Source organism: Paenibacillus sp. JQZ6Y-1, from assembly GCF_040719145.1.
GTDB lineage: Bacteria > Bacillota > Bacilli > Paenibacillales > Paenibacillaceae > Saccharibacillus > Saccharibacillus kandeliae.
Genome location: NZ_JBFDUZ010000001.1, coordinates 2,356,399 through 2,372,006, shown reverse-complemented (window position 1 = coordinate 2,372,006; position 15,608 = coordinate 2,356,399). Strand labels below are relative to the sequence as shown.

Genomic DNA, 15,608 nt, shown 5'->3' with positions numbered 1-15,608 from the left:
GGCAAACTACAAAGCTGCCGGCTGCAACTGGGAATGAGACACCTGTGTGGATGGTTTTCATTCCTTTTTGCATGGCGGAGCATTTGATCACAATCCGATGTAATCGGAGGGTAAGGTAAGGTGAGTGAATGTCTACAAATGAAAAATACATGCCGGCGTTTCTAGAAGAAGTCGTCGGTGACCGTTTCGGTCGTTATTCCAAATACATTATTCAGGATCGTGCAATTCCCGATGTACGCGACGGTCTGAAGCCCGTACAACGTCGTATTTTGTACGCGATGTACGAATCCGGCAATACACCGGAAAAAGGCTATCGCAAATCCGCCAAAACCGTCGGTGACGTGATGGGTAACTATCACCCGCACGGTGATTCGTCCATTTATGATGGTATGGTGCGGATGGCACAGCCTTGGAAAATGGGGCATACACTGGTGGATGGACATGGCAACTGGGGTTCCCCAGATGATGATCCCGCAGCAGCGATGCGTTATACAGAAGCTCGTCTGTCCTCGATTGCGATGGAGATTTTACGCGATATTGATCGTAATACTGTGCAATTCAAGGATAATTTTGATAACACTACGCAGGAGCCGATGGTACTGCCTGCACGTTATCCGAATCTACTCGTCAATGGTGTCAGCGGGATCTCATCTGGTTTTGCAACAGAGATTCCACCGCATAGCTTGCGTGAGGTTATCGACGCTTGTGTCGCCCTGATGGAGAATCCGGCGATGGAGCTAGACGAGCTGATGAATTATGTAAAAGGACCGGACTTCCCAACGGGTGGTATTATTATGGGCGGAAGCGGTATCCGTGAAGCATATGAAACTGGGAGAGGTCGTATTTACGTCCGTTCCAAAACCGAAATTGAAACGCTGCGCGGCGGCAAGCAGCAAATTGTAATCACCGAGATTCCATATCAAGTGGTCAAAGTGCGTCTCGTTACCGCTATGGAAAATATCCGTTTGGAGAAAAAAGTAGAAGGCATCGCCGAAGTGCGCGACGAGAGTGGTCGCGACGGTCTGCGCATCGTAGTCGAATTGAAAAAGGACGCTGATGCCGAAGGCATTTTAGCTTACCTGCTCAAAAAGACTGATTTGCAAGTGAACTACAACTTTAATATGGTTGCTATCGTCAACAAAGCACCGCAGCAACTCGGCTTGAAAGGCATTTTGCAAGCATATATTGCCCATCAACGTGAAGTGGTCACTCGCCGTACTCGTTACGATTTGGACAAACTGGAAAATCGTGCGCATGTACTGGAAGGCCTCGCCAAAGCACTGAATATTCTCGACGAAGTGATCGCTGCTATCAAAGCATCGAAAAACCGTCAGGATGCTCATCAAAATCTGCAATGGATGTTCGGTCTGACCGAGCGCCAATCCGATGCGATTCTGAATCTGCAACTGTACCGTTTGACGAATCTAGAGATCAATCAGGTCGAGAAGGAACTGAGCGATATTCAGAAAAAGATCAAGGTGCTGCAAGCCATTCTTGACAGCGACAAAAAGCTGATTGGCGTCATCAAAAAAGAATTGATGGAAAGCCATGAGCGCTTTGGTATCAACCGTCGCTCCGAAATTCGCGATGAAGTGGAAGAGCTGAAGGTCAATCTGGAAGTTATGGTCAATTCTGAGGATGTACTGGTTACGTTGTCCAACGACGGTTATATCAAGCGTACCAGCATGCTTTCGTTTACCCGCTCTGGCGGCGAACGCGGTGGCTCCGGTGCGAAGGAAGATGACTATATCCGCAAAGTAATGGATGTGAATACGCTGGATAATCTGCTCGTATTCACGCAGCGCGGTCAATACTTCCTGCTGCCGGTTCACCAGATTCCAGACTTCAAATGGAAAGAAAACGGAACGGCTATCGTAAACGTCATTTCCATGACTCGCGAAGACCGGATCGTCGATATTATTCCTGTGCGTAGTCTGGATCAGGAGCAGGGCAGTCTTGTATTTGTCACCAAGCGAGGTCAGGTGAAACGAACCGAATTGAAGGAGTACGCTACTAAGCGCTCCGGCGCGGTTGCTGCCTGCAAGCTGGGTGAAGGTGACGAAGTGATCTCGGTCAGTCGCGGCGAACAGGCGCGCGATCTGATGCTGATTACTCGCAACGGGATGAGTATTCGTTTCCGTGTAGAAGAAGTCAGTTTGATGGGACGCGTATCTACTGGTGTTCGCGGGATTCAATTGGTGGATGATGATGCTGTGGTTCAAGCGCTGTGGATTGATGGAGAAGAGGATGGACAGCTGCTCGTAATGACCGATCTCGGTTATGCGAAACGCACGTCCATGCTGCAATACCAGACCCAAAGCCGTGGTGGCAAAGGCGTATCGACCTTTGAATTGAAAGAAGGCAAACGCGTGAAACCGAATGGCAATGCCATTATCGCTGCTTATGTATGCCGCGACAATCGTTCCTTTATCGCCATTACACCGCCGAATCGTACGATTCCATTTAACAGCAAACAAGCACTGCAAACCGACGAACGTCGCCATATCGGTAAATCCATCGTGACGCTAGATAAAAACGATGTAATCATCGCCGTACTGGAAGACTTATCGGCAGCAACTGATAAAGGGCAAGCTTAATTCTATTTCGTAAACTGTATCTTGAGCTGTATCATGTGAATAATGGATGTTCTGCCGATTGTAGAATCAAGCTGAGCCTTATCATCACTATATTGAAATGTTGTAAGCAATCTATACACTAGAGCAATAAAAACTGCATAAAGCAGCCCAAGTCATACCGAAAAAGCCGTCTGAGATGTAATTCAGACGGCTTTTTCTATACACACCAACGCATACGCCCAATCCAACAAAAAAAGCTTTTCTCCGTGCTCTCTCGCAATCCTATCTTGGTATACCTGATCTGTTTTAAAAAGATAGCAGACAGATACATCCAAGATACGAATGGTAGTTCAGTACAAGAGAAAAGCTTTTTATAATCATCCATAGAACGCCTTAACAACAACTACTTCCTATAAGTTAAAGCCATACACTCAATCCTGCTCGCGCTCCAAACGCCCTGACAGTTGCTTATACAAGCTGTCCGCCCAGCTATTCCAAGGACGCACGCGTGGTGGTAGAGACAGAATGCGAATCATCTCGTCTTTGACTGGATGTGGCGCACCTGCTAGCACTGACCAGAGTGCGAGCTGTTCCCCCGGACGGTTCACGTTTACCCCATAGCGTTGGTCGCCATATAGCGGATAACCAGCATGCGACATTTGTACCCGAATCTGATGGGAGCGACCGGTATGCAGTGTAATCAGCACAAGCGACAGATTAGATTGCGTGTGCGTTGCCAATACCTCGTAATCCAGCACCGCATCTTTGCCGCCTAATGTACCGGGTGAGACAACAGCAGATGTGTTGGTGCGTGCATTTTTGAGCAGTGTATCCCGTAGTGTTGCTTTGGGACGTGATGGAATACCACGCAGTACCGCTACATAACGCTTCAGTAGCTGTCCATTGCGTACTGAATCCGACAGGCGTGAAGCACCTTTAGAGGTTTTGGCGAACAGCATAGCACCGCCAACCGGACGATCCAGACGATGCACCAGCCCAAGGAATACATTGCCAGCCTTTTGATGCCGTTCTTTGAGATCCTGCTTGATCAGAGTCAGCATATCTTCATCGCCCGTATCGTCCGCCTGTGAAGGGATATTCACGGGTTTAACAACACCGATCACATGATTATCCTCATACAGCACAGGAACGCTGACTGAGCGGGATATGGCATGGGAAGAAGTACTCTCCGATGCTTCGATATGATCATCATGCTCAGCATGTTGTGGAAAAGAACCGTTTGGAAGTTCTCGAAGATTATCCTGCCGCTCAGTGGATCGATCCGTCTGTGAAGGCTGAACGGATTTTTTTGTCTTACCTTTTGACCCAGCATACCGATTTGGTGTAGATGCGGAATGAGGACCGGAAATCTGCGCAGCATCATCGTTTCTGCGACGAGTCGGTTGCTTTTTACCCGCCATACCATGACGTTTTGATCCGACTGTATGGGACCCGCTCGATTCTATTTTTGATTCGCTGCCGGATTTACGTGCATTGTACGATGATTCCGAAGCAGTGTTTCCTTTTTTATCAGCTGCATTGCCCTTGCGGCCATTCATGGACGCAAAGGACGATGCTTTAGAATGCGGCTTGTTCTGCTTGCTGCGAGAGCCGGAGCCTTGCTTGGAGCTAGAAGAGCGTGATTTCATAGCAATCAGCTTTCCCAGCGTCCGAGAATGCCGCACGGCAGAACCATATTCGAGTTTGTGATCGGCAGTCCGATTTCACCAGAAGAGATATGTCCACCAAAGCGCTGCTTCAATGTCATATTCAAAATATTCGACAATACTGTTGGTGCTAGTCCAGTCGTGTACGAGTTAATCAGCAGGAAGAGTGGCTCATCTGACATGATGCTCATGCACGATTCGAGGAATGGATACAAACTTTGCTCCAGCTTCCACATTTCGCCGCCAGGACCGCGTCCGTACGATGGAGGGTCCATAATGATCGCATCGTATTTGTTGCCACGACGCTGCTCGCGTTGCACGAATTTGAACACATCATCTGTAATAAAACGAACCGGACGATCGCCGATACCGGACAGCTGATGATTTTCCTTTGCCCACTGAACCATACCTTTGGCAGCATCGACGTGAACGACTTCAGCGCCAGCGGATGAAGCGGCTACCGTTGCACCACCTGTATAAGCAAACAAATTCAGGACGGAGATGGGACGTCCCGCATTGCGGATTTTGTCCATCATCCATGCCCAGTTGGCTGCCTGCTCTGGGAACAGACCAGTATGCTTGAAGTTCGTCGGTTTAATATGAAATTTCAAGTCCTGAAAAGCCATCTCCCAGCGCTCTGGGATTTTGCGTTTCCATTCCCATTCACCGCCGCCTGACGAGCTGCGGTGGTAATGTCCGTGTACTTGACTCCAGCGCGGATCATTGCCTGTTTTTGGCCAAATGATCTGTGGATCAGGACGACGCAGCAAAATGTCGCCCCAGCGTTCCAGACGCTCACCGTCACCTGTGTCAATCAGTTCATAATCTTTCCATTGATCTGCAATATACATTGTCTAACCATCCTTATATTTAATTTTCACCGATTGGATCATTGGTATACATAGTATAGGGTATACGTGCAAGCATAAGCCGCAAATGTTCCTTCATGGTTCACCGCATTCCATTGTACAACAACCGCATCACACACGCTATAGTCGTTGTTGTTAAAACGGCTTTGTTTTGAGGTAAAACAAGAGTGACAAGCTACCATCATGACGATACTTTGCTAAGAATGCTACTATAAGTGCCCATATCGATCAGATGCAGCCAATTGATGTACAGTCATGCTTGTATCCTTTATGTAAAAAGTGTGACAAAAGGATTCAGGCAATCAAAGGCTGTAAAAACTGGAAGTGATTGCTCAGTAGCGGTATACTTGTTTACACATACACCAGTACTCATCACATACTGATAGCCGTTCATTCAAACCTTTATCATATCTGGATATCCGAAAGGAGAGAGGATTATGCAACAGGGAGATCGCCGGATTGCGTTACTGTTGATGGGAGTGGGGGGCTTTGTGGCATTGCTCTTTTTGCAAACGTTATTGCCAGACCCGCTGGAGCATATCGGCGTATTATGGTGGGGCATCATACCAGCTGCAATCGGTTATGTACTCTGGCATTCGTCCAAGCGCAAGCAGCAGGATTGGATGGAGAGGCAAGTATTACGCATCGCCGCAGGACGCGACAACCGCTTTACAGCAGCAGATGTGAGTCTACTTACACCACTGACGCTAGCGCAGGCTGGCTATGTGTTGGAAGAGATGCGGCGCAAGGGCTTATTGCGGCTGCTGATAGCCGAGCATGGCGAATTTGTATACGAGTTCAAAGATTTATTGTCACCCGAGCAAAAGTCGATGGCAGAGCCATTCTAAATGTTCATTCTCATCATTCAACCATCTGATCTACCAATAGATATTCACTACAATAACGAAAGACTACCAGAATATAAATGGAGCGATCTTCACAATAGAGGATCGCTCCATTTTTTTTGTATTTTGTATTTTTGTATTTTTGTATATAAAGATCAATAATAAGTTCAAGATTAACGATGTGAAAATGGAAAATGAGCATGGAGATCAAGCAAAGAAATACAGCACCATACTGAGAATCGCTATACAAATACAAGCGTAATCTCACTCCTATTCTCAATGAAAACCAATAAAATAAAAGATAAATTCCACAACATGAAAATGCCTACAAACCGCTTAGCTATAAGGATTTCACCTACTCGCAGAAATACACAACATCAATCTGAAAATAAAAAATTCAAATTAAATGTTGACAATGAGAATCATTATCAACTATGATGTTCACAGAGAAACCGACGAGAGAAACAAGCATACAGGAGGATGGCTATGCCGAAATTTTTAATTGTGTTTGCCAGCTTGACCGGGAATACCGAAGAGATGGCTGACCTGATCGTGGAAGGCGTTCAATCCGCAGGCGCGGAAGTGGATGTAAAACAATCGATGGACGTAGACGCAGATATTTTGCTGGACTACGATGCAGTGATCCTCGGTGCCTACACCTGGGGCGACGGCGAATTGCCGGATGAATTCCTCGATTTCTACGAAGATATGGACGAGCTGGACCTGTCTGGCAAAAAAGCTGCCGTATTCGGCAGTGGCGACACAGCGTATGACCAGTTTGCCGCAGCGGTTGATCTGCTGTCAGAGAAACTGAAAGAACGCGGTGCCGAGCTGGTACAGGATAACCTGAAGATCGAACTGAATCCTTCTGCGGACGACAAAGATCTCTGCCGTAATTTCGGCAAACAGTTCGTAAACGCGGTTGCCAGCGTTGTCTAATCAATCGGCAAAGTCTTGTCTGGAAGCAGGTGAACGACAGAATGAGTATACAAACGATAGATTCGGAGCCACCCGTGCTCCATGATTACAAGCTGGAGGATTGGCTGCGTCAAACCTATGGCGGACAAAAGCCGACTTCCCCGTCCTCGCAACCGACGTGGAAGCAGCGTGTTCTGTACGCGATTGGTCATGCAATTAACGCCTATTACAGCCTTTCCCCGGATATGCGAGAAGTGAGCAATATCGGCAAGCTGGTCGATTTTCGCTGGCCTCGCCGCCCAGTCGGGTTTGAAAGTGAAGCCCACTACTGGGAGGTCAAGGACACGGTAATCGCCCATCTGGGTACATTGCTTGCCGAACATCAGCATTCTCCGCATCCGGTCATGCTGTATGAACAGCAAAAAGTCATCGTGCCTGAGCTGGGTACGGAATTATCGTTGATTTTTCAGGCGGCATGGCAGACTCCCTGGGCAACAGCGCAACCGGATGTTGTACCATTCGGACACAAGAGCCTGATTGTCCAGAAATTTTTCTGGGAGCATGAGCCCCATCTGGAAGAAGCGTTTATTCATCTGTCTACTGTGTTTTGCCAGACAGCCTTTGGCAGCATGCCGGAGCGTATCGAGATCTTCAACATTTCGGCAGGTACAGTCAGCCACCATATTCCGTCAGCGGAACAGTATGGTCGTTCGATTGATTATCTGGAATTGCTCCGCCATGCCGTGCCGGGCGGACATACGATCTGCACACATTGCAGAAGTAACGCCGGTACGGCATACCTTGCTCCGAAATGGAGCCTCACTTAGGTGAAAGAGGACGGTATCAAAATCCCCCATCATTTTGATGCCACTTGCCTTTTCACATATATACGCAATACAAGAACATACGGCCTTCCCTGTTACAGGGAAACAGGACTGTTGAACCGTCTGTCCCAGTCATGTACAGAAAGTTCAGCAGTTCTGCAAAAAGCGTTTATCCAGCGGTGGACCGGACCTCCATCGCTGTGATAAACGCTTTTTGTGTTCCTATCTTAGTATAGTGACCTTCATGATCGGTCGTTGCATTACCGATTTGTTTGGGTTGCTGCATATGCGTATTCATAATAATCCTGAATATCCTGTTGCACAAATCCACACGATTCATACAAATGCAGTGCGCGTGAATTTTCAGATACTACATCTAACCATACCTGCTTGCCTTTTCCCTTTTCATCCAATGCAACCTGACGCAGCGCACTGCGTCCAATCCCATGCCCCCGTAGCGCCGGATCGACCACAAAGCCGTAAATCCAGCTATGCTCACCTTGGCGATCCACTTCAATTTTGCCAGCAGCCAGACCTTGATATTCAATCACATGCATCGCGCGTGATAACGGGCGGTGTGGACCAGCTAATGCAGCAAGTGTATGAAATTCCGAAATGCCAAATGCCTCCGCATCCAGCTTTGCCCAAAATTCCGCGTCCTCCTGAGTAAGCGGGCGCAGCGATACGATTTCCGTGCTGCCAATACCTAGACCGCTCACATCATCGCCCAGCTTGAGTGTATATTCTACACTGTTTAGACCTGTATGCCTTGAAGCTACCCACTGCTGTCCGCCCTTAGACGATTGCGGTACATTGAACAGTACTTTCTCCTTATTTGCCAGCAAGCCGCTATCGACGGCTTGTTTCCATAAGCGACTGAATCGACCTTGAAGACGGTAATCTGGGTGTGTCATGCCACAGATTTCGATTTTGGCACCAAATTGATACAATGCCAAAAAGGAACGCAATTCGCCATCTTCATAATCAAAAAAGTCTTCTTGGCTGCTGGGAACGCGATTTTTCAACATATCCCAGTTGAGCTTGAGCATAATATGATCGTGTTTTTCACATATAGTTTGCAATTCAGAAATATCGGAAAGCTGATGAAGCTTGAGCATGAATATACAACCTCTTTTCGATGGATAACTGCACGTATAAAGGAATAGTAAAATCTATTGAAATTGGACGGGTAGAACAATACAGCGATGTTAGGAATATGGAATTGCCTATGTAAAAGAAGGAAAGTAACACTGCATAGCTAATCGAAATGGATATTGGGATGGAAAAGAACAAACGAAGTACAGGTGATACTTTATGATAGCATTCTCAATTAAATTTTTCAAAATAATGTTTGACTGCCAAATATTTGAACATCCAAGTCATGGCAAACAAAAAGCGACTCCTTAATCAGAGCCGCGAATTTTGCTGGTTAGTAATAGTAGGATAAAGGAGATAAGAATCGTAATGATTGTCATGCTCCAAGCGAGCTGCATATTGCCTGCATCGACAGCGAAATAAATCGCTGTCGGCAGCGTTTGCGTTTTGCCGGGAATATTGCCTGCTACCATTAGGGTAGCGCCAAATTCACCTAGCGCTCGCGCGAATCCGAGCACAAAGCCAGTGATTAGCGAACGCCAAGCAAGCGGCAGAATCATATACAGAAGCACTTGCAGTTCACTAGCACCTTGAGAACGTGCCGACTCTAGCACATCGCGATTGACGAGGGCAAAGCCAGTTTTGAGCGTCTGGTACACTAGCGGGAAGGCGACAACGGTTGCTGCAATCACCGCACCAGTTACGCTAAAAACGATTGGCTGATGAGTTAGCCATTCTGCCGCTTGTCCAATCCAACTGCGCCGTCCAAGGATGGTAAGCAGCAGGAGACCAACGACAGATGGGGGTAATACGAGCGGTAGCATGAAGATCGTTTCCACAATAATTTTACCGGGAAACGAATATTTGCTCATGAGCATAGCGACAGCAATCGAAAGAATGAATACTGCGATACTGGAAAAGCAGGCGATTTGCAGCGAAAGTGTGACTGGGAAGCCGATGCTTTCCCAGGACCATGCTTCACTCATGAGGTGGCAGCAGCCTTAGTAAAGCCATATTTGGCAAAGATCGCCTGAGCTTCTTGGGTTTGCAGATAAGCGTAGAATTGCGCTGCATCTTCGCGGTGCGTAGTAGCGGACAGAACGGCTGCTGGATAAACGATAGGATCGTGACTATCCTCGCTCGCTGTGAAAGCAACTTTCACACCATCCGATTCCATCGCATCCGTTTTGTATACAAAGCCTGCATCGGCATTGCCTGTTTCGACATAGGAAAGAACTTGTTTCACGTCTTTGGTTTGTACAAGTTTGGATTGTAGGCTATCCCACAGCTTGGCTTGTTCTAGTGCTTGTTTGGCATACATGCCAGCTGGTACGGATTCCGGCGTACCGATTGCCAAACGCTTGATACTATCGCCGCTCAAGTCTTCGATCGTTGCTGGTGTTGTAGTGCTGTCCTTCGGTACGACAAGAACGAGTGCATTGGTGAGCAGATTGATCTCGTGATCCTTGTCCACTAGCTTCTCGTCGATTAGAGCTTGCATTTGTTTGCTGCCTGCGGAGATAAACAAGTCAGCTGGAGCCCCTTGTTCAATCTGCTTTTGCAGGGTGCCGGAAGCGGCAAAGTTAAAGGTCAATTTTACATTGGGATATTTGGATTCGTATACCTTTTGAATATCTTGTAGGCTGTCTGTCAAGCTTGCTGCTGCGGAGATCGTCAGTTCGGTTGTCGCTGCTGAACTGCTTGATGTACCTGTTGCCTTCGATGACGAATCTGTGCTTGTGCCGCCTATCGAAGAACAGGCACTGAGTATTACAGCCAGAGCGGTCAGCATGATCAACACTGTCATGCGCAGACGCGCAGCTGGACGACGGGATGAAGGGGATGAGTGAGATGGTATATTCATGTAAAATCCTCCTTAGCTAAGGTATGTTATTTCGCCGTATCGTGCAAAATATACGTACTAAATCATACAGGATAATACTAATTATATCTAGTTATATTTAAAGTGGATTGATTATCATTTTTGTGAATTGAAATAAGATACATACGCAGGTAAGATGAACATAGCTTATAAGGATCATGATAGGATGCTATGAGTGATTTGCTATGAGGATTCTACGATACGTGATTTTGATATAAAATTTGAGATAAAGGAAGGGACGGCGTATGAGCGAGCAGATATCCTATACAACCGAAGAAATCGCCCGTCTGCTAAAAGTCTCCAAGCTGACGGTATACGATCTGATCAAGAAAGGCGACTTGCCTGCCTATCGTGTCGGCAAGCAGATGCGGATCGACCATGACGATCTAGAGCAATACAAGCAGCGCTCCAAAGACGGAATGATGCGCGAGAATGCTGGTCAATTGCAGTTACAGGAGCTGCAAAATGGCGGACTGGCACATATTCCCGAAGCAGGGCTGGCACCGGATGCAGCAAATCATCTACCGCCAGAACAACGCAATTATGAAGAAACCGGCGTTTCACCAGCATTTGTCCATGCGGCTTATGCTAGACCAGAAGAGATTCTACGCAATGTAGGCACCGTGCAGCCGATTACTGAGGAACCGATCATGCCACCGAGTAATCTAAAAACGATCGTAATTACAGGTCAGGATACCAGTCTGGATCTGCTGGCACGTTATATGGAAAAAGAACAGCGTTATCGTCCGCTGCGTTCTTTTGCAGGTAGCATGGACAGTCTGGTATCGATGTATATGGGCAATTCCGATATTGTAAGTACTCATCTGTTCGATGGCGAAACGGGCGAATACAATCTACCCTATGTAAGCAAGCTGATGGTGTCTCATTCATTTACACTAATCAATCTGGCTTCACGGCGCGCGGGCTTGTATGTGCAGCGCGGCAATCCAAAACGCATTACGGATTGGCAGCAATTAGGGCAAAATGGCATCCGTATTGTGAATCGTGAGCGCGGAGCAGGCGCAAGAGTGCTGCTGGATGAACAGTTGCGTTTACACAATATTCGCCCGTCTAGCTTACGTGGATATACGCATGAAGAGACTTCGCATATTGCAGTTGCGGCTCGTATTGCTGCCGGTGAAGCTGATGTAGGGATCGGCAGTGAAAAGGCGGCTGCATTAGTTGGTGTGGAGTTTGTGCCGCTGACGCTGGAGCGTTACGATCTGGTCGTGTTGAACAAACCGGAAAATGCCGAATGGATTGCGTCACTGAAGCGTATTTTGCAATCTACTGAATTTAAAAATGAATTAAAAGCGATTGGTGGATACGACTTATCGCGCACAGGCGAGATTCTGCATGAGAGTGTGTATTGAATATCTTTTATAATAGATTGGTATAGAATCTTTTGTTTTGACAATGATAATGATTATCAATTATAATAATCGTAATCGCCGGAATCAATCGGTGTGAGGAGGGATAATCATGTTCGTTATTTTACGCACGATTACTGTCAGTGAAGGGTATGCCGAGCAAGTTGTTGAACGTTTTAGCCAACCGGGAACCGTTGTAGAGCAACAGCCGGGTTTTGTCGATATGCAGGTGCTGGTCAAACAAGTACGCCGTGGTGAAGAAGAGGTTGTGATTATGTTCCGTTGGGAATCTGAACAGGACTGGAAAAATTGGGAGAAAAGCGACGCCCATGTTCAAGGTCATCGCAATAAGGCAGGTCGACCGAAACCGGAGTATATGTTGAATGTCAGCCATGCAAAATATGAAGTCAAAGCTGTGAAAACAGCAGCGGGTGCTACTAACGCTTAATGTTGCTTATATAGTGATATGCCGTGTTTGGGGATAGGATACACATGGAATCAGCTATGATCTGGTAGATGAACTCAAGCAGGATGGCATGTTACCTGATATACCCTAAACAATAAACATAAAAAACCTTCCTCCATTACAGAGGAAGGTTTTTTGCTGTATTGCATCACCTTGTTATCAAGCACGCGAGTCAAACGGTTCAATCGTTACATGTCCTTGATCGACCATCGAGCCTTCGTATGCCTTCTGGGCAACCGAGATTCGTTGGCTAACTGGAAGCGTGTGTTCATAAATGCCATTTTGTAGCTTAAGGGCAGCTAGCTCCTGATACGAGGCAACCGCAGGGGCTGCAACAGGCAATACGGTATGATTTGCCGGAATTTTCTCTAGCAGTTGATCAAATTGCACATTCGTATCATTGGTCGTTTTGGTTGTTTCTTGACGAGTTCGTTCCGTTTGTTCGCCAACGCGTTTCTCAAAAATCTGGCGTGTATAAGCAGCAAAATCAGCAGTGATTTTACGTACGGCGTCAATGGGATTGATTCTCATGGGTTCACTCCTTTACCGGATCAGCATAGAACATTATCCGGGTAGATTCACAGCCTGCATAGCTGTTTGCTGGATCGGGTCATCTTCGGTAATGCCCGGCGCGCGTATATGTTAAACATAGTATACCTTATATATCGGTTATAACAGCGATGATATTACTGATCATTCATTAAAAATTTCAATGATATATAGGTAAAGCCAAAGATCCGCATCATGAATTATACGCAACAGCAGCTTAATAGTTTCGTTTTAAGAAGAATATTTCCGTAGGAATGTAAGGTGTCGTATGGTGGATAGTGGCGATTGGGTTGACGACAAGGAGATGAGTATATATAATAACATTATGTTATTAACATTTAGATAATATTAAAAAAGTAATAATTGATAAGAAGATGTAGCGATATGAGAAAGCTTAATTATACTTGATAAGATGTAGATGTAGATGTAGATGTAGATGTAGATGTAGATGTAGATGTAGATGTAGATGTAGATGTAGATGTAGATGTAGATGTAGATGTAGATGTAGATGTAGACCACGTATAATCATGAAATGTATAACCGAGAATGAGTAGACATGTGTAGTAGGTATAGAACGACCAAGATAGCTTGAACTAGCTATCCCATATCACTGGGATGTATAGTAGCAATGATAAAATAAAGCTCAACACTCATTATGTAACCAGTATAAACAAGCTGTAACAGATATGCGCGCATGATCTGGCTTTTTATAATAATAGATTTGTAATAGCTTCACGATCCATAGCAAGATTTATAGCAAGCCAAAGCAGTGATGAATGGTACTCAATATGGATAGCGATTGAACAAGATCTAGATGGAGGGAACAGGATGAGCCATGGTACACCGGAGCAGCCAGTGGACGCACAGGGGCTGACAGAGCATGAATATTTGGAAAGGTACGATGTTTCGCAATTTGAGCGACCTTCGGCGACTGCGGATATGCTGATTTTTACGATTCTGGATCAGGAGCAGGATAATTATCGCAAGCTGCCGGAAAAGTCGCTGCATTTGCTATTAATTCAGCGCGGAGAACATCCGTTTCTCGGGCAATGGGCGCTGCCGGGCGGATTTGTCGGTATGGATGAAAGTCTGGATGAAGCGGCGGCGCGTGAGCTGCATAGTGAGACTGGGCTAGAGCGCATTTATATGGAGCAGCTGTATACATGGGGCGATGTGAATCGTGATCCGCGGACTCGTGTAATCAGTGCTTCATACATGGCGCTTGTGGATTCTTCCAGTCAGCAGATCCGTGCAGGCGAGGATGCTAGTGATGCCCGCTGGTTTAAGCTGGATTACCGAATTACGCAAGAGAAGAAGGTTCATTTGGAAGATGGCTGTCGTTTAGAAAAAGACATGCAAGTCACCTTATCGCATCAGCAACTGCAACTAAGCGGAACAGTACGTGTGACTCGGACGTATCACGGTCCAGTGGCAGCTGTGGAATGGGACGTGCTGGATAGTGGCGGTATCGCATTTGACCATTTGAAAATGATTGCTTATGGGCTGGAACGACTGCGTAGCAAGATTGAATATACCGATATTGCGTTTAATCTGATGCCACCGCTATTCACCTTGTCGGCACTCCAGCAGGTATATGAAATCATTTTGGATCGTGAGCTACTCGCACCGGCTTTTCGGCGGAAAATGGCGGCACGTGTTATAGCTACCAATGAATATACAAAGGATGCGGGTCATCGTCCCTCGCAGCTATACCGTTTTCGTCCAGAGTGGGAAGATGCTTGAGTGTTGTTATGCACCAATTATTAACATCAAAAGGAATTCTTATAACATCCAAGCGTATCGTATCGCAATCATAACACCAACGAAGAAAGGAGCTTGAACATGAGTTCCAAATCGAAAGAGAAATTTACATTCTTTTATCGTACAGAGTCACCATTTTCGCAATGGCATCCGGCTGCATTTACAATAGATGGTCATTCTTTTCAAAATGCTGAGCAGTATATGATGTACGGCAAGGCAATGCTATTTCACGATGAGCAAACAGCGCAGCGCATTTTGCAAGCCAAGCATCCTCGTGAGCAAAAGCAATTGGGGCGCGAAGTACAGCACTTTGACAAGAAACAGTGGCAACAGCATGCAAAGGACATTGTATACCAAGGCAACCAAGCCAAGTTTACACAAAATCCTGATTTATTAGAGATGCTGCTGGCTACAGCAGGCACAACGCTGGTCGAAGCAAGCCCAACCGATACGATCTGGGGTGTGGGGTTGGATGAAGACAATCCACTTATTCGCAGCCGCAATACTTGGGAAGGCACGAACTGGCTTGGTGAGGTACTCACTTCGCTGCGCGATCATCTATTGCAGCAACAACAAGAACAGTAACAAAAGAGTGATAATAACAATTCAGCATCGGTATATGCAGTTCGCAATATGATAGGAACACTATAGCAGTAGCAGTAAGAATAGCATGTTTATTGAAATGAAAAGCAGCATGCTACATTTATAATGTATACAGAAATGAGGAAGTAACATGAGTAGCAAGAATGATTCATCTTCGTCCATGTCCAAATGGGAACGATCCAA

Annotated in this window: 14 protein-coding genes; 8 read left to right on the top strand and 6 right to left on the bottom strand. The window is 46.3% G+C overall.

Translation table 11 applies throughout. From position 1 onward, the window contains the following. Positions 1-128 precede the first annotated feature (128 nt). Positions 129-2,597, top strand: a complete 2,469-nt coding sequence (gene gyrA / locus ABXR35_RS10090; RefSeq protein WP_367059032.1) for a DNA gyrase subunit A — start codon at positions 129-131, stop codon at positions 2,595-2,597. Positions 2,598-3,007: 410 nt separating this feature from the next. Here gyrA and ABXR35_RS10085 read toward each other — a convergent pair whose 3' ends face one another. Together ABXR35_RS10085 and ABXR35_RS10080 are read right to left on the bottom strand one after the other, a co-directional pair. Next, positions 3,008-4,225, bottom strand: coding sequence for an RluA family pseudouridine synthase (locus ABXR35_RS10085; protein ID WP_367059029.1), 1,218 nt, complete (start codon positions 4,223-4,225; stop codon positions 3,008-3,010). A gap of 5 nt (positions 4,226-4,230) precedes the next feature. Further along, positions 4,231-5,094: a class I SAM-dependent methyltransferase gene (locus ABXR35_RS10080; RefSeq protein WP_367059026.1), complete on the bottom strand. Its 864-nt coding sequence runs from the start codon at positions 5,092-5,094 to the stop codon at positions 4,231-4,233. 455 nt (positions 5,095-5,549) lie between these two features. On the opposite strand from ABXR35_RS10080, the gene ABXR35_RS10075 reads away from it, so the two are divergent. The 3 genes from ABXR35_RS10075 (at position 5,550) to ABXR35_RS10065 (ending at position 7,702) form a co-directional block, all read left to right on the top strand. Continuing rightward, on the top strand, positions 5,550-5,960 hold the full coding sequence (locus ABXR35_RS10075) for a hypothetical protein (RefSeq protein WP_367059023.1): 411 nt from the start codon (positions 5,550-5,552) through the stop codon (positions 5,958-5,960). Positions 5,961-6,443: 483 nt separating this feature from the next. Next, the gene (locus tag ABXR35_RS10070; RefSeq protein WP_367059020.1) at positions 6,444-6,896 is read left to right on the top strand and encodes a flavodoxin; all 453 of its coding nucleotides are present in this window, start codon (positions 6,444-6,446) and stop codon (positions 6,894-6,896) included. 41 nt (positions 6,897-6,937) lie between these two features. Next, the gene (locus ABXR35_RS10065) at positions 6,938-7,702 is read left to right on the top strand and encodes a hypothetical protein (RefSeq protein WP_367059017.1); all 765 of its coding nucleotides are present in this window, start codon (positions 6,938-6,940) and stop codon (positions 7,700-7,702) included. A gap of 257 nt (positions 7,703-7,959) precedes the next feature. Here ABXR35_RS10065 and ABXR35_RS10060 read toward each other — a convergent pair whose 3' ends face one another. The 3 genes from ABXR35_RS10060 to modA form a co-directional block, all read right to left on the bottom strand. Beyond that, entirely contained in the window at positions 7,960-8,817 is an 858-nt protein-coding gene (locus ABXR35_RS10060) for a GNAT family N-acetyltransferase (protein WP_367059014.1), read from the bottom strand. 285 nt (positions 8,818-9,102) lie between these two features. Then, positions 9,103-9,780 carry a molybdate ABC transporter permease subunit gene (modB, locus tag ABXR35_RS10055; RefSeq protein ID WP_367059011.1) on the bottom strand — a complete coding sequence of 226 codons (678 nt, stop codon included), beginning with the start codon at positions 9,778-9,780 and terminating at the stop codon, positions 9,103-9,105. Then, positions 9,777-10,658, bottom strand: a complete 882-nt coding sequence (gene modA / locus ABXR35_RS10050) for a molybdate ABC transporter substrate-binding protein (protein ID WP_367059008.1) — start codon at positions 10,656-10,658, stop codon at positions 9,777-9,779. Before modA ends, modB begins: the two co-directional genes overlap by 4 nt. Before the next feature lie 263 nt (positions 10,659-10,921). Between modA and ABXR35_RS10045 the strand changes: the two genes are divergently transcribed. Both ABXR35_RS10045 and ABXR35_RS10040 read left to right on the top strand, forming a co-directional pair. After that, on the top strand, positions 10,922-12,049 hold the full coding sequence (locus ABXR35_RS10045) for a helix-turn-helix transcriptional regulator (RefSeq protein ID WP_367059005.1): 1,128 nt from the start codon (positions 10,922-10,924) through the stop codon (positions 12,047-12,049). A 109-nt stretch (positions 12,050-12,158) separates the two neighbouring features. Beyond that, positions 12,159-12,494 (top strand): antibiotic biosynthesis monooxygenase family protein, encoded by a 336-nt coding sequence (locus ABXR35_RS10040; protein ID WP_367059002.1) that lies wholly within the window; start codon positions 12,159-12,161, stop codon positions 12,492-12,494. Positions 12,495-12,671: 177 nt separating this feature from the next. Here the strand turns inward: ABXR35_RS10040 and ABXR35_RS10035 are convergent, their stop codons facing one another. Further along, complete coding sequence (locus ABXR35_RS10035) at positions 12,672-13,043, bottom strand: hypothetical protein (protein WP_367058999.1); 372 nt, start codon at positions 13,041-13,043, stop codon at positions 12,672-12,674. Between the two features lie 846 nt (positions 13,044-13,889). Here ABXR35_RS10035 and ABXR35_RS10030 point away from each other — a divergent pair. Further along, a complete protein-coding gene (locus tag ABXR35_RS10030) occupies positions 13,890-14,804 on the top strand; it encodes an NUDIX hydrolase (protein ID WP_367058996.1) in 915 nt (304 codons plus the stop codon). A gap of 99 nt (positions 14,805-14,903) precedes the next feature. Further along, the gene (ybiA, locus tag ABXR35_RS10025; protein WP_367058993.1) at positions 14,904-15,407 is read left to right on the top strand and encodes a riboflavin biosynthesis intermediates N-glycosidase; all 504 of its coding nucleotides are present in this window, start codon (positions 14,904-14,906) and stop codon (positions 15,405-15,407) included. The last annotated feature ends 201 nt before the right edge of the window (positions 15,408-15,608 follow it).